This is a genomic window from Salinigranum halophilum (assembly GCF_007004735.1).
In the GTDB taxonomy this organism is placed as follows: domain Archaea; phylum Halobacteriota; class Halobacteria; order Halobacteriales; family Haloferacaceae; genus Salinigranum; species Salinigranum halophilum.
On the sequence record NZ_SSNL01000006.1, the window covers coordinates 555,391 to 577,783 of the forward strand.

15 protein-coding genes and 2 pseudogenes are annotated in these 22,393 nt (G+C 63.9%); 7 read left to right on the forward strand and 10 right to left on the reverse strand.

Annotated elements, in window-relative coordinates; genetic code table 11:
• Positions 1 to 48: 48 nt before the first annotated feature.
• Entirely contained in the window at positions 49 to 501 is a 453-nt protein-coding gene (locus tag E6N53_RS17765) for a pyridoxamine 5'-phosphate oxidase family protein (protein WP_142860816.1), read from the reverse strand.
• 619 nt (positions 502 to 1,120) lie between these two features.
• Positions 1,121 to 1,288: a hypothetical protein gene (locus tag E6N53_RS21350; RefSeq protein WP_236642406.1), complete on the reverse strand. Its 168-nt coding sequence runs from the start codon at positions 1,286 to 1,288 to the stop codon at positions 1,121 to 1,123.
• Between the two features lie 102 nt (positions 1,289 to 1,390).
• On the opposite strand from E6N53_RS21350, the gene E6N53_RS17770 reads away from it, so the two are divergent.
• The 3 genes from E6N53_RS17770 (at position 1,391) to E6N53_RS17785 (ending at position 4,499) form a co-directional block, all read left to right on the forward strand.
• Complete coding sequence (locus tag E6N53_RS17770) at positions 1,391 to 2,611, forward strand: glutamate-cysteine ligase family protein (RefSeq protein ID WP_236642407.1); 1,221 nt, start codon at positions 1,391 to 1,393, stop codon at positions 2,609 to 2,611.
• Between the two features lie 932 nt (positions 2,612 to 3,543).
• Positions 3,544 to 4,062 (forward strand): DUF7342 family protein, encoded by a 519-nt coding sequence (locus E6N53_RS17780; protein ID WP_142860819.1) that lies wholly within the window; start codon positions 3,544 to 3,546, stop codon positions 4,060 to 4,062.
• Positions 4,059 to 4,499: a hypothetical protein gene (locus tag E6N53_RS17785; RefSeq protein WP_142860820.1), complete on the forward strand. Its 441-nt coding sequence runs from the start codon at positions 4,059 to 4,061 to the stop codon at positions 4,497 to 4,499. Before E6N53_RS17780 ends, E6N53_RS17785 begins: the two co-directional genes overlap by 4 nt.
• 82 nt (positions 4,500 to 4,581) lie before the next feature.
• On the opposite strand, the pseudogene E6N53_RS21355 reads toward E6N53_RS17785, so the two are convergent.
• Both E6N53_RS21355 and sufB read right to left on the reverse strand, forming a co-directional pair.
• Positions 4,582 to 4,801: pseudogene (locus E6N53_RS21355) on the reverse strand (ferredoxin); the annotation flags it as partial.
• A 40-nt stretch (positions 4,802 to 4,841) separates the two neighbouring features.
• Entirely contained in the window at positions 4,842 to 6,272 is a 1,431-nt protein-coding gene (gene sufB / locus E6N53_RS17795; protein ID WP_142860821.1) for a Fe-S cluster assembly protein SufB, read from the reverse strand.
• 138 nt (positions 6,273 to 6,410) lie between these two features.
• Between sufB and E6N53_RS17800 the strand changes: the two genes are divergently transcribed.
• Positions 6,411 to 7,373: a transcription initiation factor IIB gene (locus E6N53_RS17800; RefSeq protein ID WP_142860822.1), complete on the forward strand. Its 963-nt coding sequence runs from the start codon at positions 6,411 to 6,413 to the stop codon at positions 7,371 to 7,373.
• Between the two features lie 312 nt (positions 7,374 to 7,685).
• Here E6N53_RS17800 and E6N53_RS17805 read toward each other — a convergent pair whose 3' ends face one another.
• On the reverse strand, positions 7,686 to 8,081 hold the full coding sequence (locus E6N53_RS17805) for a hypothetical protein (RefSeq protein ID WP_142860823.1): 396 nt from the start codon (positions 8,079 to 8,081) through the stop codon (positions 7,686 to 7,688).
• A 124-nt stretch (positions 8,082 to 8,205) separates the two neighbouring features.
• Here E6N53_RS17805 and E6N53_RS21150 point away from each other — a divergent pair, with 124 nt between their 5' ends.
• Positions 8,206 to 8,367, forward strand: coding sequence for a hypothetical protein (locus E6N53_RS21150; protein ID WP_201741187.1), 162 nt, complete (start codon positions 8,206 to 8,208; stop codon positions 8,365 to 8,367).
• An 872-nt stretch (positions 8,368 to 9,239) separates the two neighbouring features.
• Here the strand turns inward: E6N53_RS21150 and E6N53_RS21710 are convergent.
• Positions 9,240 to 9,362: pseudogene (locus E6N53_RS21710) on the reverse strand (universal stress protein); the annotation flags it as partial.
• 220 nt (positions 9,363 to 9,582) lie between these two features.
• On the opposite strand from E6N53_RS21710, the gene E6N53_RS17820 reads away from it, so the two are divergent.
• Together E6N53_RS17820 and E6N53_RS17825 are read left to right on the forward strand one after the other, a co-directional pair.
• Positions 9,583 to 10,041 (forward strand): pyridoxamine 5'-phosphate oxidase family protein, encoded by a 459-nt coding sequence (locus E6N53_RS17820; RefSeq protein ID WP_142860824.1) that lies wholly within the window; start codon positions 9,583 to 9,585, stop codon positions 10,039 to 10,041.
• 365 nt (positions 10,042 to 10,406) lie between these two features.
• Positions 10,407 to 10,838, forward strand: a complete 432-nt coding sequence (locus E6N53_RS17825) for an ester cyclase (RefSeq protein ID WP_136591241.1) — start codon at positions 10,407 to 10,409, stop codon at positions 10,836 to 10,838.
• 336 nt (positions 10,839 to 11,174) lie between these two features.
• Here the strand turns inward: E6N53_RS17825 and E6N53_RS17830 are convergent, their stop codons facing one another.
• Genes E6N53_RS17830 through E6N53_RS17845 form a run of 4 tightly spaced genes read right to left on the reverse strand, consistent with a single transcriptional unit; the run spans position 11,175 to position 22,393 of the window.
• On the reverse strand, positions 11,175 to 13,757 hold the full coding sequence (locus tag E6N53_RS17830; RefSeq protein WP_142860825.1) for a CIS13 family contractile injection system protein: 2,583 nt from the start codon (positions 13,755 to 13,757) through the stop codon (positions 11,175 to 11,177).
• A gap of 25 nt (positions 13,758 to 13,782) precedes the next feature.
• Positions 13,783 to 16,398, reverse strand: coding sequence for a phage tail protein (locus E6N53_RS17835; RefSeq protein ID WP_142860826.1), 2,616 nt, complete (start codon positions 16,396 to 16,398; stop codon positions 13,783 to 13,785).
• A gap of 1 nt (position 16,399) precedes the next feature.
• The gene (locus E6N53_RS17840) at positions 16,400 to 18,469 is read right to left on the reverse strand and encodes a putative baseplate assembly protein (RefSeq protein WP_142860827.1); all 2,070 of its coding nucleotides are present in this window, start codon (positions 18,467 to 18,469) and stop codon (positions 16,400 to 16,402) included.
• Positions 18,470 to 22,393: a putative baseplate assembly protein gene (locus E6N53_RS17845; RefSeq protein ID WP_142860828.1), complete on the reverse strand. Its 3,924-nt coding sequence runs from the start codon at positions 22,391 to 22,393 to the stop codon at positions 18,470 to 18,472.

A 22,393-nucleotide genomic window follows, 5' to 3' on the forward strand; every position in this document is an offset into this window, starting at 1 on the left:
TCGCTGGATCGCCAGCAGCCTCAGCCAGGATGTGGGGTCGCCGCACGGTCACTGTCGACCGATAGCGCGCCCCGATCGGTCCTGAATCCCGAGTGTCCACACGTTCGGATTCTCTTGGAGTTCGTACTCGGCGAGGAGCTTAGATTGGTACGCGTTGTCGATCATCGCTTCGCGTGCCTTGTCCCATTCTCCGGGGGTGATTCGATCGAGTGGGCCGGCGACGATCACACTCCGCCAAGAGCCGTCGGTGCTGATATCGGAGGTCGTGAAACTCGCTACTTCGGACTGTTCCGCGTACGTCTCCTTCCGGAGCTCGGTGGTCGAGCCGAGAAACACGAAGTACAAGTTGTCATCCCCGTCGTACCCGAACGACAGCGGCACGCCGTACGGCACACCGTCGGCGCTCATCGACAGGACACCGACGCCTGCCTCTGTCAACAGTTCGTCGATCCCAGACTCGTCTAATTCCCTCCCCAACAGGGGTCTGTAGTTTGAATTCATACGTTCGACGTGCTCACGTTTGTTCATAAACACCGTACACAATTCCCACTCTTTCGGAATGCGACCCTCTCTCGCCGAACGCGGAGTGCGCGAACCAGGGACGTGTAACGCTCGACGAACCGAACTCCCGCACCGTGTTGGCACCACCTCGGGTTGTGCACGAGACACGGGTTATACTAGCGTTTGAAACAGGGCACCCACTTCATCATTGCTGCGCATGATAGATCTACTGGGAAGGCAAAAGCGATGCGATTGGCTGTGAGGAGTCTCGAACACTATTGTATGTTTACCGCATGCTCGTCAAACCCTTTCCCATCGTGGATGTATGATTCCATCCAGCAAACCGATACCGGAGGGGGTATCGAACCGGAGTCGAAGCGACGAGGTCCACGGGCGATCTCGTCAGCGAGTTACTAATCAGCACCCATACCACGTACTCAACGAGACGTTCCGACCGACGAACCGAGAGCGGTGTTCTGACCTAGTCCGTGAGTGCGGTGACCCCAACGAGCCCGCGGTCATCTCCCGAAACTCGCTTGCGGTCGAGGGTATGAGTTATTAGTTGCACTACACATTCTTCATATTAATGAGTGATAATCAATTGGACCGACTCATGGAATCACGGGGAATCGACTTCGAGGAGTTCGAGCGGCAAGTGCGCGAAGAGGGAGACCTCGTCGTCGAGCACCTCAAGGAGGGGACGTTCGACAACCCACAGACGACCATCGGATTGGAGTACGAATTTTACGCCGTCGATGAAGACGACGGAAGTATCCGGCGTGTTCACCGGTCGTTGATGGAGTTTCTCGGCTTCGAGAAGGAACTGGGATTACACAACACCGAGCTCACCACCGGCGTCCAGCCGTGTAACGAAGCGGGCCTCAACGCGATGCGGAAGGAAGTCGAGGCGAAACTAGTGGCCACCGAGGAGTGGGCCACTACGAGAGGAATCCAGCTCGTCAGCGACGGAATGTGGGTGATCGGCCCCACCGACCATTCGACACTGACATACCTCTCGGAGGCGACTCACGAGGAAGGGCTCACGCTGGCGATAAACGTCAGCAACGCCGTCCGGTATCACGGCTTTGCGAGTAGTAAGCGGACGATCGGCGGTCGGATCGACGTTCCCGGCGTCACCATTGAAGCCGATAATCCCGGACCGGTGAGTCTGACGACGTCGATTCAACCCCACTTCCAGGTCGAGCGAGCAGCCGATCTCCCACTCTATTTCAACCACGCGCTTCGGATCGCCGGTCCGATGCTGGCGCTCGGGGTGAATTCGCCGCTGTTCCCCCCGGAGCTGTACGGCGATCCGGACCGCAAGACTGTCCTCGAAGACGGCTGGGCTGAGAACCGAATCCCGGTCTACGAGGGTATGATGAATCCGGCCGACGGGCCAGAAAAAGTCCGGTTCCCGACCGACATCGACCACCCCAGAGACGCAGTCGACCGAATCGTCGAGGACCGTGTGCTCGTCCCGGCAGCGATCGCGGCGGGCGAACGATTCGACGACTCGTTCGTTCACTTCCGACACAAACACGGCAGTTTCTGGCGCTGGGTTAGACCCGTGTTCGACGGGGCGTCACGGGCGGCAGCCAACGTCAGGATCGAGTTCAGGCCGCTCCCAGCCCAGCCGACCCTCCGAGACACCATGGCGTTTCTCGCCGCCTTTGCCGGGGTGATGACAGCCTTCTCGTCCACTGAGCACCCGGTCACCGACCTCTCGTGGGACCAGGCCCGAGAGAACTTCTACGCGGCTGCCCGAGACGGGATGGAGGCGGACATGACGTGGATTACTGCCGACGATCAGACCACGAACGACATCGGCCGGTGTCTCGACGACCTCCTAAACACGGCTCTCGACGGGCTAGAGGCGTGTGGACTCCCGCAGGAGCGAGCCGCGGATTGGATCGAACCACTACGGGACCGGGCGCGTCGGCGACGGACCCCAGCCGCCTGGAAGCGGTCGCTGGTCGCCACACGACTGGACGAGGGTCTCTCGCTCGCCGACGCGATACACGACGCACAGCGCGAGTATCTCGCCTACCAGCGCGAGACGTTCATGGACGGGTGTTTTTCGGATTGGCCAGATACCCCAGGTCGCCGCTGAGCTACACAGCCGAGGGGTGTCTTCCGATTGACTCACCAGCACTGTCGGGCGACATCTTCGAGCCTTCACCCTTCCCAGAATTACGGAGGACAAGTGTGTTGCAACGACTCTGGCTAGTCGAAACAAGTTGAGGGGCGACCTGGTCGTAGCGAGGAGAGCTCATGCAACTCGCAGACACGACGGAGTCGAACGTGACGACGCTGCCGATCGAGACTTTCTCGAACCTCCAGACTGGGGCGACCATCTGGCGGTTGTTCCCTCGGATCCCGTGACGGCCGGGCTCGTGGACTCCCCCGCCACTGGCTTCGAGCTGAAAATGTGTCGTCCCCAGATCGAGGTCATCATCGTCTTCGTGCCAGCCCAGACTCACGGCATCATCTCGACATCGATGCCTGCAACGACGGTTCGCGGCCGAAGCTGAGAGGCCTCGTGTCGAACGTTGGTGGTTCCGTTCAAGCAGTTGTTCACGCAAGAGTTCATGCAGCTATACACCGAGTTTGAGTCGTTCGGAACGTTGCTTGAAACCAGTTAATGGTGAGATAATTCGTCGAAGTCACACTGATTCTCCCAATGATGTCCTTAGCGGCCACCGGAAGAGAGAAATCAATATGCAAATCCCATCTAAAGCTGTTCGATCCTCCTACCTTCCGAATCAAATACCGAGGCTACCGCTACTGGAACTCTTCGACAAGAGGAGCAACCGTCTTCAGTCGTTCGTTGAGGAAGGGGGCTTAGCGCCTACTTTCAGCTAAAATCGATGTCCTCATGATCGGTAGATTGGACGCCTCACGTAACGATTCGGCTCTCGTTGGACATCCCGTTACGAACCCGGCTCTCCTCAGAAATGTCGATCAGTCCACCCTGAGCGGACCAGAGTCTATATAATCCGAATCACCTCAAATTATTTCTATACAGACACTGTAGACGTCGTCATGAGCGACGAACCGGCTCGATCCTGGACTGACAGTCTGTCGGCGGCCGAGCGCGTCGAAGCAGTCGCGCTCACCGTCAGTGAGCCCCGAACGGCTAACTGGATCGCCTCGGAGGCAGAGGTCGCCCACGAGACAGCGACGAAGTACCTCAAACGACTCACAGACGACGGCAAACTGAGCTCGGAGGAACGCGGCCAGCAGACGACGTACGAGCCCGACCTCGTCGGTCAATACCTCATCGAGATGCGCGAACTCTACGAAGGACACTCCCCGGACGAACTCGCCGCGAGTCTCGAAGACATGAACGAGCAAATCCGAACGTGGAAGACCGAGTACGACGTCGAAACCCCCAACGAACTCCGTGCAAGCCTCGTGCGGACAGAAGACGCCACAGACGAACGCGAGCGTCGACAAGCAGCCCGCAAGTGGGATCACCTCGAAACGCGTCGTCGTCTCGTCGAGGATGCACTCCGGCTCTACGACCGGTTCCCCGGTGAGCGGCACTCGACATCCGCATGAACCGGGGATCAGAAAACCCGGCCATCTATCGGACACTCAAGGACGTACTCGAGCGGCAAGCGGAGGTTGTCTCTGTCTGGTTCGAGCCAGACGCGATCCAGAAACGATACCTCGCGGCCGAGATCGAGCCACAGCGTGTCGTGCCACCGACCGGGCCCGAGTCACCACAACTCGAGGTCCACTGGAAACTCACTCCGCCCCACGACGAGTTCAGGATCGACTACGCCGACCCGAATGTGGGGTTCCACTGCGGCTGGCACCAAGACGAGGACCACACGGACCTCGGCGCGGCGCACTTCCAGTACCAGACAGCTTGGATGGAGACCCCACACTACGAAGGGGTCGTGTTCGAAGCAGCGTCTCCTCCGAAGCTCCTCTGGGAGTGCTGTGGCGAACTCTTCGAGGATGTAGTTCCCAACTATACCACAGAGCGCTGAGTCCTTTCTCGAGACGGATGTTCACAGCCCCCCTCCCGAGGTGGGGACTCTTTGGGTAACACACGCTGACCACGCCCTATGTGTCGCTCTCGGGGTGTCCCGGTGTACCTGTCCACTCGAACACGTCGACGGGACAGCCTTCCAGACGGACACCGTCGGCGATGCGGATGTCGAAGTCGACAGCCACGTGTGTGCCGTGGATTACCTAGCCGTTCCGGTTCGTCGACCGGCCCCCAGACTCGGTACCCCGCGTGTTGCTCGGCGACATCGCGGTTCTGCTCGAAGTTTGGATCGATCGCTATGAGATATCCTCGATAAGAGTGGCGTAGGCCAGACGAACTACTATCCGAGCGATCCCTCCATCTCCAGTTCGACGAGCCGGTTGAGTTCGACCGCGTACTCGATGGGCAACTCTTCGGTGATGGGCTCGATGAAGCCCGAAACGATCATCTGCTTTGCGTCGTCGTCGTCCAGACCGCGCGACTGGAGGTAGAAGACGTCCTCGTCGCCGATCTTCCCGACGGTGGCCTCGTGGGCGACATTCACTGTGGACTCGTTAATCTCCATGTACGGCATCGTGTCCGACGTGGACTCGTTGTCGAACATCAGCGCGTCACACTCGACCGACGTTGAGGAGTCTTGAGCGCCGTCGGCGATGTGGACCAGCCCACGGTAGTTGGTGCGGCCGCCGTCTTTCGAGATGGACTTCGACTCGATGGTCGATTTCGTGTCCGGCGCGTTGTGATACACCTTCGCGCCAGTGTCGATGTTCTGGCCCTTACCGGCGAACGCGATGGTGATGTGGTTGTCAGTCGCGCCCGGTCCCTTCAGGATCGTCGATGGATACAGCATCGTCGCCTTCGAGCCCATCGACCCGGAGATCCACTCCATCGTCGCATCTTTCTCGGCAATCGCACGCTTCGTGTTGAGATTGTAGGTGTTCTTCGACCAGTTTTGTACCGTCGAGTACTGGACGTGAGCGTTCTCTTTCACGATCACCTCGACGCCGCCCGAGTGCAGATTGAACGCCGAGTACTTCGGGGCCGAACAGCCCTCGATGTAGTGAACCTCAGAGTTTGGCTCCGCAATGATGAGCGTATGTTCGAACTGCCCCATCCCCTCGGAGTTCATCCGGAAATACGCCTGGACGGGCATCTCGACGGTGACATCCTCGGGAACGTAGACGAACGAGCCGCCGGACCAGATGGCCCCGTGCAGCGCCGCGAACTTATTGTCGCTCGGCGGCACGCACTTGGTCATGAAGTACTCGCGGACGAGGTCTTCGTGTTCCTGCACGGCCTCATCCATATTACAGAAGATGACGCCTTTCTCTTCCCAGCGCTCCTGCATGTTCTGATAGACGACTTCGGACTCGTACTGGGCTCCCACACCGGAGAGTGCATTCTTTTCGGCTTCCGGAATACCGAGCTTGTCGAATGTATCCTTGATGTCTTCGGGCAACTCTTCCCAGTCGTCGACGCCGGCGCGGACGTCGACATCGGGGCGGATGTACGGGACGATTTCGTTGACGTCGACCTCCGACAGGTCTGGCTGCCCCGGCCAGTCAGTTGGCATCGGCATCTCTTGCCAGAGGTTCAACGCACGCAGTCGTCGCTTCAACATCCACTCGGGCTCGTCCTTATCCTCAGAGATGAGCCGTATGGTCTCTTCTGTCAGCCCTTTGTCGGTCTTGAACGCTGCTGCTTCCTCTTTCTTGAAATCGAACCGGTCTTCGGTATCGGTCTCGCGAAGGTGCTCTTGGTCGGAGCTCATCAACTAAAGTTTGTAGTATAAGAAAATAAAGCTAGGGCACTCAAACTGTAGTTTGTAACTACAATAGGTTTCTTTCATAGTCTGTAGAAACTATTAGTGGTCACAAAACTTTACTGTCGGTAGGATAAAAGGGGGTGTATGAATCACCAGACTCGCAAAACGACTGCCCCAGTCGCAGATTCAAAAACAGAGCACTCACAGGAGCAGCGATGCCCCGAGTGTAGTGAAAAAGTACTCGCAGAGAGTGACACGGCCGAGAAGGTGTGTACTGCCTGTGGATTGGTTCTCGATGAGCAACGGATCGACCGTGGGCCGGAGTGGCGTGCCTTCGATGCGGCTGAAAAGGCAGCGAAATCACGTGTTGGCGCCCCGACGACGCAGTTAATGCACGACAAGGGGCTGTCGACCAATATCGGCTGGCAGAATAAAGACACATACGGGAATCCAGTGTCGCCGCGAAAGCGCCAGCGACTCCAGCGATTACGGACGTGGAACGAACGCTTCCGGACACGGGATTCAGCAGAGCGCAACCTCAAGCAGGCGCTCGGTGAGATCGATCGGATGGCCTCTGCGTTGGGGGTACACAAGCCGACACGCGAGACTGCAAGCGTGATGTATCGGCGCGCGTTAGAGGAGGGCCTCTTGCCAGGGCGCTCAATCGAGGGGGTTGCAACCGCGGTTCTGTACGCTGCGACACGACTCGATGGCGTTGCGCGGACCATCGACGAAGTCGCTGTCGTCAGCCGTGTCGAGTCGCTGGAGATCAAGCGCACCTACAGATACGTCGTCCGAGAGCTCGACATCCAGATCCCGCCGACGGATCCAATAGAGTACGTCGGTCGTATCGTCTCCGAACTGAACTGTAGCGATGACACGACACGACAGGCCCGCCAACTGATCGAGGCCGCCACGGCTCACGGCGTTCACAGCGGAAAACACCCCGTCGGGATTGCTGCGAGTGCCGTCTATGCGGCGGGGAAGCTCTGTGGTGAAAATATCACTCAAGACGACGTGTCGGAGGTTGCTGACGTCAGTAACGTCACGATTCGGAACCGATATCGCGAGGTTCTCAACGCTTACGAGAAGCGTCACACTGATTGAAAATCCCGGACACACTCAATGCTATGCCTGCGGGCACAGTTACTGGTATTCGTAGAAGGGGTCTCCTCATCACCGATCTTCGAGTCATCGCTTACTGATTGTACCACGCAGAGAGAACGGCGCTCTCGGCATTGTCGCGAATGGTCTTACTAGTAGACCCAGAAGTGAATTCAACGCGCGTATCTCACAGACCGCCTTTGCGGAAACCGGCCTTGCCGACAGCCGTCTCCATGTTCGGTATGGAGACGATTTCAACGGTACCGGGTTCTGTATGAGCGAACTCGGCATCGTGGATTCCCGGCTGCAACTCGTTCACGGACTCGTCGTCGTGCGCTGATCGCGGATGACCTGCACCGCCGCCACGAGAAGGACGAGACAGACGGCGATCATCACACCCTGTGAGACGGCCGCGATCGGTGAGTCAACTGTGCCACCGGTTAGCAACGCGATTAGGTCCGGGATTCCACGCGTCGATCCGGCCACTCCGAGCACTGCCAGTAGGCCGATTCCGTAGGCGGCCAGCCGTTGCCGATCTGTCTGACGGTACCCCGCCACGCTCAAGATAGCGACGAGAACGCCGAAGAAAGCGGGAATGAGCGCCGTGATACTCACAAAGTCGGAGAGGGTGTAGGCACCGACGCCCAAGACAACGAGTGCGATTCCGAGCACGATACCCAGTATGAACGCAGACGGTCTTGAACTCGACATATACTGAGAACTGTTTGGAGTGGGCCTATAGGTTTCTATGCGGTATCTCACACGCAGCTGCACTCACCCGCTGTATCGGTCACGACGTTACTGACGCATATCGATTATCAGGGAAGCACCGCGAGTGCAAGCAGACGTCCTCAAATCGCTCCTCATGGGCGTCGAGGACGATGTCGGTGCCCCGACCTGCTTCATCTACAGGCTCCCGGACCCAGACGCTCTCGAGAAGAAACGTATGGAGCAGTACGTCGACGACCACCCCGTACGGCGACGAGCGCACGCTTGAAGCGCTGGAAAGGCCAGCGAGACGACGACCTGCGTCGCTTCACGGAGATGACTGACCGATTCTTTACACGCGGCCAAGAGCGTGACCTTGACGAACGCGTCGTCCGCATCGTGATGCCATCTGACGACACCGTCTCCGGGTCCACCGCCCAACTCCGGAGTCTCTTCCGGGATGGCTACGATCTCCGCCACGAGTCGACGAGACCACTCACACGTCCTACCGCGAACAGGACGTCGTTGAGCGACGGGAGCGGCTATAGTAGAGTTTGAAAGAATCCACTCACTCGATTGCCAGGGCCTATTGTGAACCCGTTGGGACGGCCAGAGCGACGCAATCGGCTGCGAAGAGTTTCAAACTCTACTATAGAACGAGTGCTCGACGAGTAGCGCAGATGCTCGATTTTACTACGTTCGGAGACGGTTACCCCACGAGAGAACGTTGATGACGTCGGGTAACCAGCGTCTCCACAGCGGGGTCGTCGTTACCCGCTCGATGAGTACTGCTTGTCGACCGAGACCTGTTCGAGACGAATCTTAGCCTCCGATGACCGCTCTCCCTTACGTGGGCGTAACCGGTCCAGTTGACTCCTCTTTGTCGTCGGGGTCGCCACGATTGAGGATTGCGTCACGGATTCGGTCGAATGCCGATCGATCGGTGCGGACAACTGGTGTGTACATGCCTCGAGTTTGTGTTATTGTTTGTCACACTTGGGTCTGACGCCAGTGGCTAGTCGACAATCGGAACGTGTCTCTCGTTCAATTATTCCTCGAAAGGCGATACGTGAACAGTTCGACCCCACCGTAGACTGTAATGACCCAACTCGCTTCACCTTCTGACTACAGAACGACAACTTATTCGTCCTGATAAGAGAGTCAACCGGATCGCTCTACCACAAGGACAGCGACAGTCCGAAGGACGATTGATGCGACACTGCCGAGAAGTTGCCGCTCGAGATTCGACCGGTCGTGAGACTCCATGGCGACGATATCGATATCGAGATTCTGCGGACACACGAGCGAACCGATTTCGGTCGGTACGTCATGGGCGGTGTCAGCGCCAAACTCGTTTGAACGTCCACGGTGCCAGTGATGTGGGTACGTGAACCAGGCCCCGAGGTCGTCCCCGATTCCTGCATGGACTGCGTGCTCGCGACCAGCGCAAGAGCGATTGGAGTGGAGAGCCACACCTTTTGACCTCGCGCCTCGAAGGACTCGTATGGCAGATATTCGCTCGGTACGGATGAGCGATGACGAACGGAGCGAATTCTTGGGCTGCGGTGGGACGGGTATAATCTCGTTCGATACCCTGGACGAAGACCCGCCGTATTCCCGTCCGGTGTCGTATGGGTACGACACAGAGACGAGGAACTTCTACTTCCGGTTCGCCGTTGGGCCCGACGACGCCGGAAAGGCAGATATCGTAGACGAAGAGAGGATGATATCGTTCGTCACGTACGACCAGACGGACAGTGGTTGGCGAAGCGTCATCGCCACGGGGAGACTGGAAGAAATCACGAAATCGGCACTCGATCCATCTGTCGCCGAGGCGATGGAACGGATAACCATCCCGTTCGTGGACGTGTACGACAGTCATCCACTTACCTTGGAGTTCCGATTCTTCCGACTTACCCCCGACGAAGTCACAGGGAAACAAGAAGCAGGCACCGTGGACTGAGTGGTGTGACGTCGTGTTCCGTGGTTATCTCCGTGCTGTGGTCGGAGGCCAGTCACGTGCATCATCGAGTATGTCGTCCGCTTCGCCCGAGCCGCTTCGTGGTATCTCTCGAGCTGAGCCTGAGAGAGCGATCCGTCGGTCTCCCACGCACCGTGTGGTGTCATACCAGAGAGAACCGTGATCCGGTCCTCAGGAGATGTCGTTACCGCGTACGCCAAGCCCTCCAGAGCCTTCGGCGATCCGTCCGCGGGGACGAGGCACACGACGGGAATCGTTCACCAGCCGGGTTTCGTTCACCCCTTGAATCGTTCACACCGAATAACGCTATGTCGTAGTATCACAAAGCGTCGTCCGGGTGCGATCCCATGGCCGCAACGAAACCATTCGAGCACAAACAGATGATAGAACGGTATCTCACGGCGTTCAACGAGCAAGACGTGGACGCCTTACCGGAGGTAGTGACTGAGGATGTTCTTGTTCAGGGGTTGATCGGTGCCGATGGAGACGTGAACGGTATCGAGGAGTACGAAGCATGGTGGAGAGAAACGTTGTCTGGTCTCCCTGATGCCCGTATCGAAATAGATGATTACTTCGAGTCTGGGGACAGGGCTGCCGCTCGCTGGACCTTCACCGGAACGCACGAAAGGGCCCTCTTTGAAATTCCGGCGACGAACCGGGCCTTCGAGATTACAGGCTTTGCGCTCTTCAGGATAGAAGACGGGAAGATCGCCGAAAAGAGGTATCAACAAGACGACCTCGGCATGCTCCAACAACTCGGCGTCATCGAGGAGAGCTAACAGTTTCCCGAACATCCTCCTCGACAGAGAAACAAGGCGAGTGCCTCGGGGTCGTACAGAAATCTTCGATTTCCGTGATGACGAGAGACGCAGTCTCTCGAACCACTTGACGCCGAGGCGGTTCACGACTCAATGGTGTCGTTGTACGAACCACCGTTGGACGGGGGGAGGAAACGAGACAACGTGTCGTGTCGACCTCCGCGTGGACGCGAGTGGATGTGTTCGTAACTCGCTTGAAACGACACAGCACCGATCGAGCCGGCCCGTCAGTCACAAGCTGGCCGTCGCAGAGCGCAACCGATGGCTCCGACCCAGAGAGAAACAGACGCGGGAGCGTCAGGAGAAGTCGATTTCGGTGTGCACGTTCTCCATGATCGAGTCGAGGTTGACGTTGCTCGACAGGATGTTCTCGAGCGACGCGCGGTCGGCGGTGCTGAACTCCTCGGCAGTGAAAATACCGTTATCGAACAGGTTCCGACGATTGGTTGTCCCGATGCCGCTGATATTCTCGAAGCCGGTGCCGGCCACGGTGAGAGTCGGCGGCGAGTCGGCATCCCGGGGTGGAGTCGCCTCGAGGATGGTTCCGGGTTCAGCATCGGCCTCCGAGAGCGGACGGTAGTTCACCGTGACGTCGTCGTACCGAGAATAGAGTTCGCCGGCAACCGAGGCGGCCGGGCGGCCTACGTAGCTCTCGGGGTCGAACTCCTCGAAATCCGTGATGGGACTGACGGCGAACTCCGTCCGATCCACCCGATTTCCAGAGAGGTCCGGCTGTAGCAGCGACACGACGAACTGCCCAGGCGTGAGCACCTCGACGATGGTTTCCTCGACGACGTTCAGGTTCGCATCACCCTCGACCACCAGGGTGGGAGTCCGCTGTGAAGAGACTGCGCCGGTGTCGAACCGGAGCGTCACTGTCGCGTCGGACCCTTTCGTCAGCTCCGCTTCGAGGAGGTACTGCTCCGGCCCGCCGAGACGGACACCGACGCTCGTGGTGTCGCGGAAGTTCACATCGAACGTCGTCGTAGCACCGTTGACGATGGTCGCAGCCGGCCCTAACGAGGCCGTCTCGGCGGCCCGAATCGTCACCGTCGCCGAGTCCACCTCACCTCCGGACGGGTCGCCACGGCTGACTGACACGGCGTACTCGCCTGCGTCGAGTGCCGACCCCCCGGGCTGCTGGCCAACCGTGAGAGTCGCGTCGCCGCCGACGGTAAGACGGTCCGAAGCCGACTCGACAGCACCGGTATCGAGTTTCAACGTGACGGTCGACGCGGTCCCCTTCGTCAGCGTCGCTTCGATGAGCCGGAGACCGTTTTCGTCCTCCACGACGAAGCCGAGGGTCGCGGCGTCGCCGAAACCGACATCGAACGACGCCGTCCCGCCGTCGGCGACGACCACCTCAGTCGGATCGAGCGTCGGGTCGACCGGCCGTGCACCGCCGCGCGGCTCGATGGCGTCTTCGATAATCCGGCGCTCCACCTCCGTGCCGCCGGGGAGCGTCATCGTTTCGTCGGTCGAGCGTTCGAGCCACGCGGCCGTCTCACAGAGCTGGTCTTGAGCGACTGCCAGTTCGGCGGGCGTCTCGTACGCCTCGGGAAGGTCGTCTCGGGGCCGGCCGCTGTCGGTCCGCGGGAGCAGTCCCAGGAGCCGCTCCATGGCCTGCTGGTAGTCGGCGAGGCTCCGGTCGGTCACCAGTTCGCTGCCGTACTCCTCCAGTACCAGCAACAGTCGGCGCTCCATGCGTGCGAGGTCGAGGACGGCCACGGCGAACGCCCGGCTGTCGGCGAACTCGCGTGCGTCGAGGGCGTCGCGTGCCCGGAGGATGATTTCGACCGCGCGGTCGACGACTTCGCCCGCGGCGTCCCCCTCGCCGGAGTCCTCGGCGTACGTCTCGGCCACGTCGTAGAACGCCTCGATGGTGTACTTGAGACATTTGTCGCGGACGTACTCCTGGAGTCCCGGCCCGACCTGGAGGTCGACGGCTCCCTCGCCGGGAATCGGGTCGCTCACGACGCTGCCGTCTACCGACCGGAGTTCGACGTCGCCGTCGACCGGTTCGACCTCGTCGACCGTCGCGACGACGTCGTGCGGGTTGCCGAAGTCCGTCACGTGGTCGACGAGCCCCGCGTGGAGCATCTCGTTGGTGTAGACGTACGGTCTGGGCTCCGGGTCGTCCGTCGCCGGTGCCCAGCTCCCGTCGCTCTGTTCGGTGAACGTGCCGAGAAATATCCGGTCTTCTGTCGCGGTCTGGCTCTCTAGCACGGACTGACACGTTCGAATCCGGCCCTCGTCGTTCGTCGCCGCGTGGTACGACCGCGAGAGCTCGTGGAGGACGTCGTCGCCGGGGGCGACCTGGTCGTCGTCGCCCGTCGCTCTGACCTTGTCGAGCGTCGGCAGTTCCACGCGGTCGACGGGAACGGGTTTCTGTGCTCCCGGCGGGGTCGACTCGAACGTCACTCGGTAGGTCTGCCTGAGTCGGTTGTACTCACACTCGTCCCCGCAGGCGTCCTCGGAGCCAGTCACCGGAACGGACTCCGTCTTGCACGTCGCGTGCGCGATGTAGACGGAAACCTGGCCGCCGCCCGCCGTTCCGGCGGGGATGTCGATCCGCTCTTGAGCTTCGACGACGATCTGTCGACCGCAGCCGTCGACGGCCACACCCGGGTCGACGACCGCCGTCGGCGAGCCGCTGTCGTCTGTCGCCGCCTCCACGTCGACGTCGAGCCCGCAGACGATGCCCACGCCAGTGACGTACCGACTGTGGGTGTGCATGCGTCCCGCGTGGTACTGCTGTTCGGTCCGCATGTCACGGGCGGTCATCAGCTTCCCGTGGAAGTAGCGGTTCCGCTCGAACTGACGGAGCCTGCAGTCGAACCGGTCCATTCCCCTCGCGTTTGTGGTGTCTGAGTCGTTCATCGTGGTCTCCCGTTGGTCGTGCTGTTCAGTCGATCCGTGCGTCGCGGTCGAGGCGGGCCTTCACGTCGAACTGGCCGGTCGCCTCCCGTTCGGTCAGCATCGTGTTCTGCCCGAGCGTCGCCTCTTCGACGGTGAAATCACGCTCGGCGAGCGTGCTGTTGACCCCCAGGTACGTGTGGTAACCCCTCGTCGGCGGATCGTCGTCGGTTTCGCCGCCCGCCAGCCGCACCCAGGGTCGGAGATGGACCGTCCGTCCGGTCGCGTGCGCCGGCTGCTGTGCGTCGACGATCCGCTCGACCGTCCGAACCCGTTCGTCGTCGAGGCCCGGGCGGAGGAGCACCAGGAACCCTTCGGGACAGCTGAGAAGTCGCGAGTACAGCGCTTCGACCGCCGGTGAGTCGATACACCGCAGGTCGCTGTACTCGACGAGGTAGACGGCCTTCCGCGCCGTCGTTCCCTGCCTGTCGGCCGCGATGGGGTCACCGAGCGCTCGCCCCCCGTCGTCGCGCTGCTCGCTGCCGCCCCCCGTCGCACCCCCCGTCTCCACCTGCGCGTCCACACGGGGGGCGGCGTCGACGGACGAGCCCGAAGCACCCGACCCAGCACCCGGCCCTGAACTGGACGTCGCCACGTCGAACCGGGCCGCGTCGGCCGCCGTCTGGTGACGACCCACAGCGCCAGCTCGTCTGTGTGTCGACCCGCCGGCCGGCGCCGAACTGTTGGCGAGGTAGAGTCGAACCATCGCCAGCAACCCCTCTGCGGTTCCCCGTTTCTTGTACAGCGCCGGCGCGTGCCCGACCAGTTCGCGTCTGGCCGCCGTCGGCCAGGTGGCGTCGGCTTCGGTCGCGAGCCACTCGCCGAGCCATGGCAGATGCGCCGCGGGGACGCCCGTCGGATCGATGTACCGGCTCGTCCGCCCGATTTCCTCCTCGATGTCGACGAACGTGCTCTCGAACAACGAGAGGTAGCGTTCGAGGAACGCTGCGCTCTGCTCGTCTTTCCGAAAGACGTCCGGCAGGTGCCGGAGGTACGACTGCCGGGGGAAGTACGCTCGAAACCGTCGCACCTGGGGCGAGGAGAACTCGTTACCGACGAGTTCGAGCCGCACCCACAGATACCGCCCCTCGGCGTCGTCGAGGAGTGCGTCCTCGGGACTGGCGTGACCGAGGGCGCGCCAGTCCAGACGGCTCGTGTCGACGTCGACCCGGAGTGCGTCTCTCGCGCGCTCTGCGAGCGTCGCTGCCGTGGCGAGTGACGTCGGTCGGCCACTGGCAGTGAGGGCGGCGGCGAGCGCACCTGGCTCTGCGTCGGCCAGTTCGCCGAGCGTCGACACACCCGCGTCGCGGAGGTGGTCGGCGGCCGTCGCGCCGATACCGTCGGCGGTTTCGAGCGTCGCAGTCGGGGCCGCACCCGCGGCGGGTTGCCACTCGTCGTCGGTCGCCGCGTACTGCAGCCGGACCTGTGTCCGTGAGTCACCGGGGTCGACGTCCATCGTCACCCGGTGCCACTCTGTCTCGCACTCGCCCGCGTCGAACCGTCCGACGAGCGTCGCGTCGTATCGCCCGGTGTCACCGTTCCGTCGCGACTGAGAGGCGGCGTCGAGTCGGTGGAGCCGACGCGCTCCGTCGACGACGTAGAGGGCCGGGGGCCCGCCGCTGGGACCCGGCCGACCGGTCTGGAGGGCGACGCTAGTCGTGGTGAAACTCGGGAGGCGCTCGAACGCTCCGTCGTGCGCCCGGTAGCGGAACAGGGTCGGCTCCCCCGGCGCATCGCTCCCGACGCCGACGACGAGTTCGCCCGCGTCGATACTCTCCAGACACGAGGGGACGACAGCGTCACCCGTCGCCCGCGTGCGAAACTCGCCTGGCGGTACCGACGGCTCGTCGGGCGTCGTCGTGCCCGTCAGAATTGGGGGCGGGAACAGGAAGACGGCCGGCCCATCGGCCGTTCGACAGAGGACGGAAACGTTGCCCGCGGTGTCTGCAGCGGCGTCAACCGGCTCTAACAGACCCCGCACGACCGTCCGGGTCTCGCCGCCGCCAGCCAGTTCGACCAACCGACCGGTGGTAGACGCAGCCCCGGTTCCAGCTCCCGTCGCTTCCCCCGCCGTCGCGCTCTCGTCACCCCTGTTCGCTTCGGTCGCCGGCGGTGAGCCGGCGTCGAGGACGTACACCGACTCTGTCGTGGCGACGACCCCGACCGGCGACACGAAGCCGTCGGTCAGCCAGCGGGTCTGGAACAGGTGCCGCGAGATGGCCTGAACCCGGCCGCTGGCGTCGGCGACGTAGAGGCTGTCGTCGGTTGCCGCGATTCCGACCGGTCCGTCCGCGGCAGCCACGTCACCGGTGTCACCACCTGAATCGGCCGACGTCCACACGCACGCGAGTCGCGCGGGCGACTCCCGGGGCGGGTCGTGCTGGTAGAGGTCGCCGTCGGCCGTCAGGACGAACACCACGCCACAGCGGTCGACCGCGACGTCGACCGCGTCGAACGGCTGCGGTTCGGCGACCCGGGACGGCGAGACGTACGTCGGGACGGGGTCGGTCGCCACCGCGACCCCGCTCTCGCCGACCGCGACGTTGGTGCGGTACCACTCCGCCCAGCGCGCCGGCGTGTGCGTCCCGACGAACGCGAACGTCATCTCAGCTCTCCCTCCCACACTGGCCGGGGCGGTCCAGCACGACGACGGTGACGGATTCGGGGTACGGCAGCGCCGTTCCGTCTTCGAGGTCGCCCCCCTGGTCCGTCGTCACCGACACGTCGACCACCGTGTCGACGCCGTCGGTCGTCTCCAGTACCTGGTACAACTCCGAGAGGTACACCCCACGGCCGAACGGCCAGCCGTCGCCTTCGAAGCCCCGGAGCGGGTCGAGAAACGCCTCGACGGCCGACTCGGCTGCGACCTGTCGGTCCCGTCGGTCGTAGTCTGGGGCGATCCGAACCTCCGCGCCGACGTCGACGCCGACGTAGGTCGGGGCGACGGCCGTCACGTCGTCGGACAGCAGGGCGTGGCGCTGGAGGTGACAGTCGACTGCGTCGAGGAAGCCCTCGCTGGGTACTGGTCGGGTGTCGGGAGGGCTGAAGGGGACGACGACGACCCGGACGGTCCCATCGCCGTCGTCACCCCGAGACGTCGCCTCGTCCACTCCCGCGCCGGCGCTGTCGACGACGGCCGCGCGGCCGAACCGGAGGCCGGGGGTGTGCGTCGCCAGATATCGGTAGTCGTCGCGCGACACCGCGCGGTACGGCGTCGACCGGTCCGACTTGGCCCGGACCAGGGCCTCCTCGACCGACTCGGCGGCGGTGCCGCCCGTCGCTGGCTCGAGCGGGGTGACGTCGACGGACGAGAGCGCGTCGTCGGCGAACCGCCAGCGAGCCGTCGCCGGCAGGTTTCCGTCCGGCCCCCCGCCGTAGACGGACGACGTGGCGACGACTGCCTGGTCGGCCGCTGGAACCCGCCCCTGGACGCCATCGCCGAACCGGACCGCCCCGTCGGCCCTGTCGAGGACGTAGTGGCGGTCGTCCGGGCCGGAGCCGGCGAAGTCCGGCACCGCCACCCACTCGGTCCCGCCGACCGTGACCGTTGCCGACTGCACCGGATTGTGGGGGAAGAAGAAGGTCTGGTCGGGACGGGCCGTGGTCCGCTCGCCCTCCCGACGTTCGAGCGCCTCGCCGGAGACGGTCGCGCAGTGTTCGGCCTCGAGGACGTTCACGCGCACGGCGTCGAACTGCGGGGGAACCTCGTACCGGGGTGTCGGCGGTGACGACGGCGACGCCTCACACGCCGGCACCGGCGGTTCCGGCTCCGGTTCGCGTCGAGCCAGTCGACACCGGAGCCAGAACGACTCCCGCTCCAGCCCCAGAATCGACCCCGCTCGGGCGGTCCAGGTGGGTCCGTCGTCGGCAGCGACGTCGGCCTGGGCCAGCAACGACACCGTCCCGCCCTCGTAGAACGCCGACGTCCCGTCGCGACGCACGGTGAACTCGGCCCACCGGTCGTCGTCGTACCACTGCTCGTACGGCCGGTCGTCCGTTCCGTCGGGGTCCGTGTAGAACTCCCACGCTACCCGGTGCGACGGGACGAACTCGACGGGTTCGTCGCCGTGCGTCGCCGGTGCCGGCAGGTTCGCCTCGTGGAAGTCGACCGCCAAGTCGAGTCGGTCGGCGTCGGCGAACGGGTCTGTGTCGAAGCCGAGGTACAGCGCGTCGCCCGCCGTCGGGTCGTCGCCGAACGGGAGGTAGAACATCCCCTCGGTGTCGTTCGCGTCGGTGTTGTCGGTCCGACCGTCGCGGTGCTGTGAGACGACTGCGTCGATGTCGGCCCGCGTGAGGGTGACCCCTGCCGTCGTCCGGAACGGCTCCTGCTCGCTCGGCCCCCGCGTCACGCCCGCACGTAGCGGCGTCCCCGCTTCGATTCGTTCTCCCGAGACGGTGGGTGGGGGGTCGAGTTCGAGTCGGACGGTCGCCGGTTGCGGCGGCGTCCGACGGATACCGACGAGTCGAAGATACTGTTCGACGTGTGCGTCGGTGATCCGGTCGAGCCGGTAGCTGTCCGTCTCGGCGACCCACGCGAGTAGTTCCAGGATGGTAATCCCCGGATCGTGGACGTTGTGGTCCGTCCACTCGTCGGAGTGGACCGGAATCCGCTTGCGGGCGTCCTCGACGAGCGCTTCGAACTCGCGGTCGTCGAGGTCAGGAAGCTCGAGTCCCATTCAGCTCCCCCCCGAGACGTCGTCGCGTCCGGTGTCGGCTCCGAGTGTGACCGTGACGTCGTGCGTGCCGCTGTGGACCAGGACGTCCGGTGAGACGCTCGGCGGCTCCTCGCCCTCCGTCGCCGTGGCCGTCGTTCCGTTCACGTCGTACTCGGCCGTGAGGCGCTCGACGTAGTCGACGCCGTCGACCCCTTCGAGGAGCGCGTACAGGTCCGAGAGCGTGGGCAACTCGCCGAAGGGCCATCCCGGTTCTTCGCGGTCGATGGGCCCACCCGAGAGCGGGTGGAGGAACGACGCGAGCGCGTCGGTCACCCGCTCTTCGAGCGTCGTGACGTTCTCGCTCCCGACGGCAGTCAGCGTCGTCTCGACGGACACCGCGACGTAGCTCGGCCCCCGAACCACGAGGCGGTCGGCGGCGACCAGCGTCGCGGGGGCCCGGTCGCTGACGGCCGCCTCGACCTGTTGTTTCAGTCCCGCCGAGGGAACCGGCTTCGCCCGTGGGGCGTTCGGGACGACGAGGAGTGTCACCCACCCGGGCTCGGGTTCTCCGTCGCGGTTCAGCTCCGGGAGACAGCTGACGCGTGCGAGCTTCCGGGCGGCGTCCAGCGCGACGCGCTCGAAGTCTGCCTCGGTGACCGCGCGTCCGCGGTCGCGGAGTTCGCGTGGTGCCCGCGTGAGCACCCTGTCGGTCGACTCCGCGTCGGCCCCACCGGTCCCCGGTGCCGGGTTGCTGACGCTGTCGACGAACGGGAGCGAACTCTTCAGCCCCGTGACTGTGCCGGGGTCGACGTTCCCGTCCGTCCCGCCGCCGGTCCGGTAGTCGGCCCGCACGTTGTTCTCCCCGCGTGGCGGGATACGCCCGGCCACGCCGTCGCCGAACGTGATCCGTCCCGTCACGCAGTCGACGGTGTAGTGTCGCTCGTCCTCGCCGGAGTCGAGGAAGTCCGACACGCGACGCCACGCCACCCAGAACGACTGGAGGCTCCCGTCCGGCGCGGTGACTTCCTCGGTCGCCGGCGTCTCGGCCCCGGCCAGCGACTGCCGACGACCTGCCGACAGTGTCGACGCCTCGTCGACCCAGACCGTCTCGTCGACGACGGGCGGCGACGTGACGACGAACGTCTGCGACTGCGAGCCGTCACTCGACCCGAGCGTCTCGTCGTCGACGCTCCGAACGTTGTCCAGCCACGTGGTGTTGGGTGCGAGCGTCTCGACTGTCGGCGGCCGGGCTGTCGGGTCGCCCGTCGGGGGCTCGGTCGGGAGCGTCCGCTCACAGGGGCCGACGTCGGCCGGCGGCGCGGGCACGGCCGGTACTCGTGGAATCGTCGGCAGCCGGAAGCCGGCATCGTCGGGCACGAGCGGTACCCAGGGGTCGTCGAATTCCATGTCGAATCCGCCGGTGACGATGTCGACTGGGCGCGCGGCGGAAATATCGACGGTCTCGACGGTGTTGGCGGCGACGCCGAGGACGTGTCCGGTTGCGACGTCGGCCGTGTCGGTGGTGGAGACGTCGACAGTCGCTTCGGAACCGACGTCGGTGCCGAACCAGCGCGTTCGCGTTCGGCCGGCGGCGACGACGCGACGCCGGGCGTCGGTGACTCCCGAGCCGTCGGAGCGGAGAGACGCCACTCCGCGGACGGCGTCGCCGGTGGGGAAGCCGCGAGCGCCCGTCGGCGTGACGTCGTCCACGGAGCTCAGCCAGGACCGGGCGTCGCCGACTTCGAACTGCTCGGGCCCGACGACCCCACTACCGGGGTCGATGAACGAGCCTGGGCGGGAGAACAGCCCCGGTTCGGGGAGAACCGGCAGGTCGAGCCCGTCGTCGATTCCGTCGAACCACCGTCCGAGGTCGACCTCACCCGTATCGGCCGACGCACCTCCCTCGGGGATGAACGGGGTGCCGGTCACCCGGGCCCGGATCCAGTGGCGTGCCGCCCCGAACCGGGGACAGGCGTCGGTTTCGCCCGGGAACACCAGTCTGACGATACCCTGCTCGGTCAGGCCCCCGGTCCCATCCTGGATGTCGAGTCGGGCCCACTCGTCGGTCGCCGGGTCCGCACAGTACTCCCACCGCAGCCGCGAGTGGAAGAACTCGGGGTAAGCGCGGTCGGTGATGTCGAAAAAGAGCGTGAGCGGGCCGCCACGAAGCCGTGCGTCGAAGCCGAGGTACAGCGTCTGGTCGTCGTCGGGGAGTCGTTCGAACGGCGTGACGCGCGTCGCGTCGGCGTTCGCCAGGTTGTCGCCGAACGTGAGGGCGTTCTCGGCGAACAGGTGCGTCGCCGGTGCGCTCGGGAGGGCTAGCTCGCCGTCCCCACCGTTGTCGCCGCCCGCCCCGTTCTCTGCGCCGTTTCCCGCGTCGTCCGGGGCCACATATGCGATGGCGAACGAGTCGAACGCTGGCGGGTCCACATCGTGTTTCGTCTCCCAGCTGCTCCACGACCCCGACGTCGTCGCCGTCCGTTTCCCGTACGTCCCGCCGACCACCCGGACGCGAATCCAGTGGTGTTCGTGTCCGGCGACGGTCGTCTTCGAGAGGTCGTCGGGGACGGTCAACACGGCCCTGCCCCTGTCTTGCCCGTTCGCGCCGCCGGTGAGTTTGCCCGTGTTGTCGGTGAGCGACGGGAGCTTCGCCCAGCCGTTCCCGTCGTAGTACTCCCAGGAGAGCTCCGGTTTCGTATCCGTCGACGTGACCGCCCCATCGAGCCCGGTGAACGACAGTGCCACCCGCGTACCCGACTTGGTAAACGCCTCGTCGGAGGCGACGTAGAAGGTATCCTGCGCCTGCGGGGCGGTCCCGAGCGGGTAGTAGCGGTCCTGATCCGTCCCCTCCGCCGTCACGATGGCGAACGGTAGCGGCACGTCGTTGTAGAGGAGTCGGTCGGGGGCGACCGTTCGTGTGGTGCTCCCGGAACCCGTGCCCCCGTCTCCGTCGTCGCCGGTTCGGTCGTCACCTCCGCCGGTCTCGTCCGCCTCCGAGTGCGGACCCGGCCCGACCTCCACCGACGGTCCGATGTCGACGTCGAGCAGGTCCGACGGCGACGCCTGAGTGGGCACCACCGCTCGAATCCAGCGGCTCTCGACGCCGTTCACTGTCGTCTCGGTGAGCGTCCCGTCGAGCGTGAGGTCGACAGTCACGACGTCGGCCTCCGTCCCCCGAGCGCGCGTCGACGAGTTCCGGAGCCGCGCGACCCGGAGCGAGGGGGTCCGGCCGGGGAACGTGTGCCACCCTTCCCGCTTCTTCCCGTCTTCTGTCTCCCGCTCCCCGTAGTACTGCCACCCGAGTTCGTGTCTGATAGCCGACGCCGACTCGTCGGTCTCGACCCGGACACGAATCGTCGATGCTCCGTCCCCACCGTCGGAGTTGACGGTGAGCTGACTCGCGTGACCGATGTAGAGACGGTGTGCCTGCACGTTCGTGCCGGCGAACAGCGTGGTTTCGGTCCCCGCTTCGAGGCCGTCGCCGTCCGGAGGGCTCCAGTGATCGTAGACGGCGTCGACGGCGGGGTCGACGCTGTAGACGGCCGTGAGGTTCGCCGGTGTGGCCTCGAACTGGTCGTCGGGAGCCACCTCGAACACCTGTTCGGACCGACTGTTCGTCGCCTTCGCAACCGCCTGGGTCCCCGCGGCGACGACGACGTTCCTCCCGGCACCGTCGGCGACCCGGAACGAGAGCGGCACCCGGGCGGGCTGGGGCGGTCGTCGGCCGAAACCCAGCCTGTCGAAGAACGCGGTCCGGTGTTTCGCCGGCACACGATCGAGGCGTTCGACCACGTCCTCGGCTAACTCTGCGAACAGGGCGACCAGGGTCGTTCCCGGGCCCGGTGACGTCGGGTCCCACTCGTCGGTGTACCCGGGAGCGATCCGCTGGACGTGACTGCGGAGTGCATCGCGCCGACGTCCGTCGACGTCGGGAGGGTCGGGCAT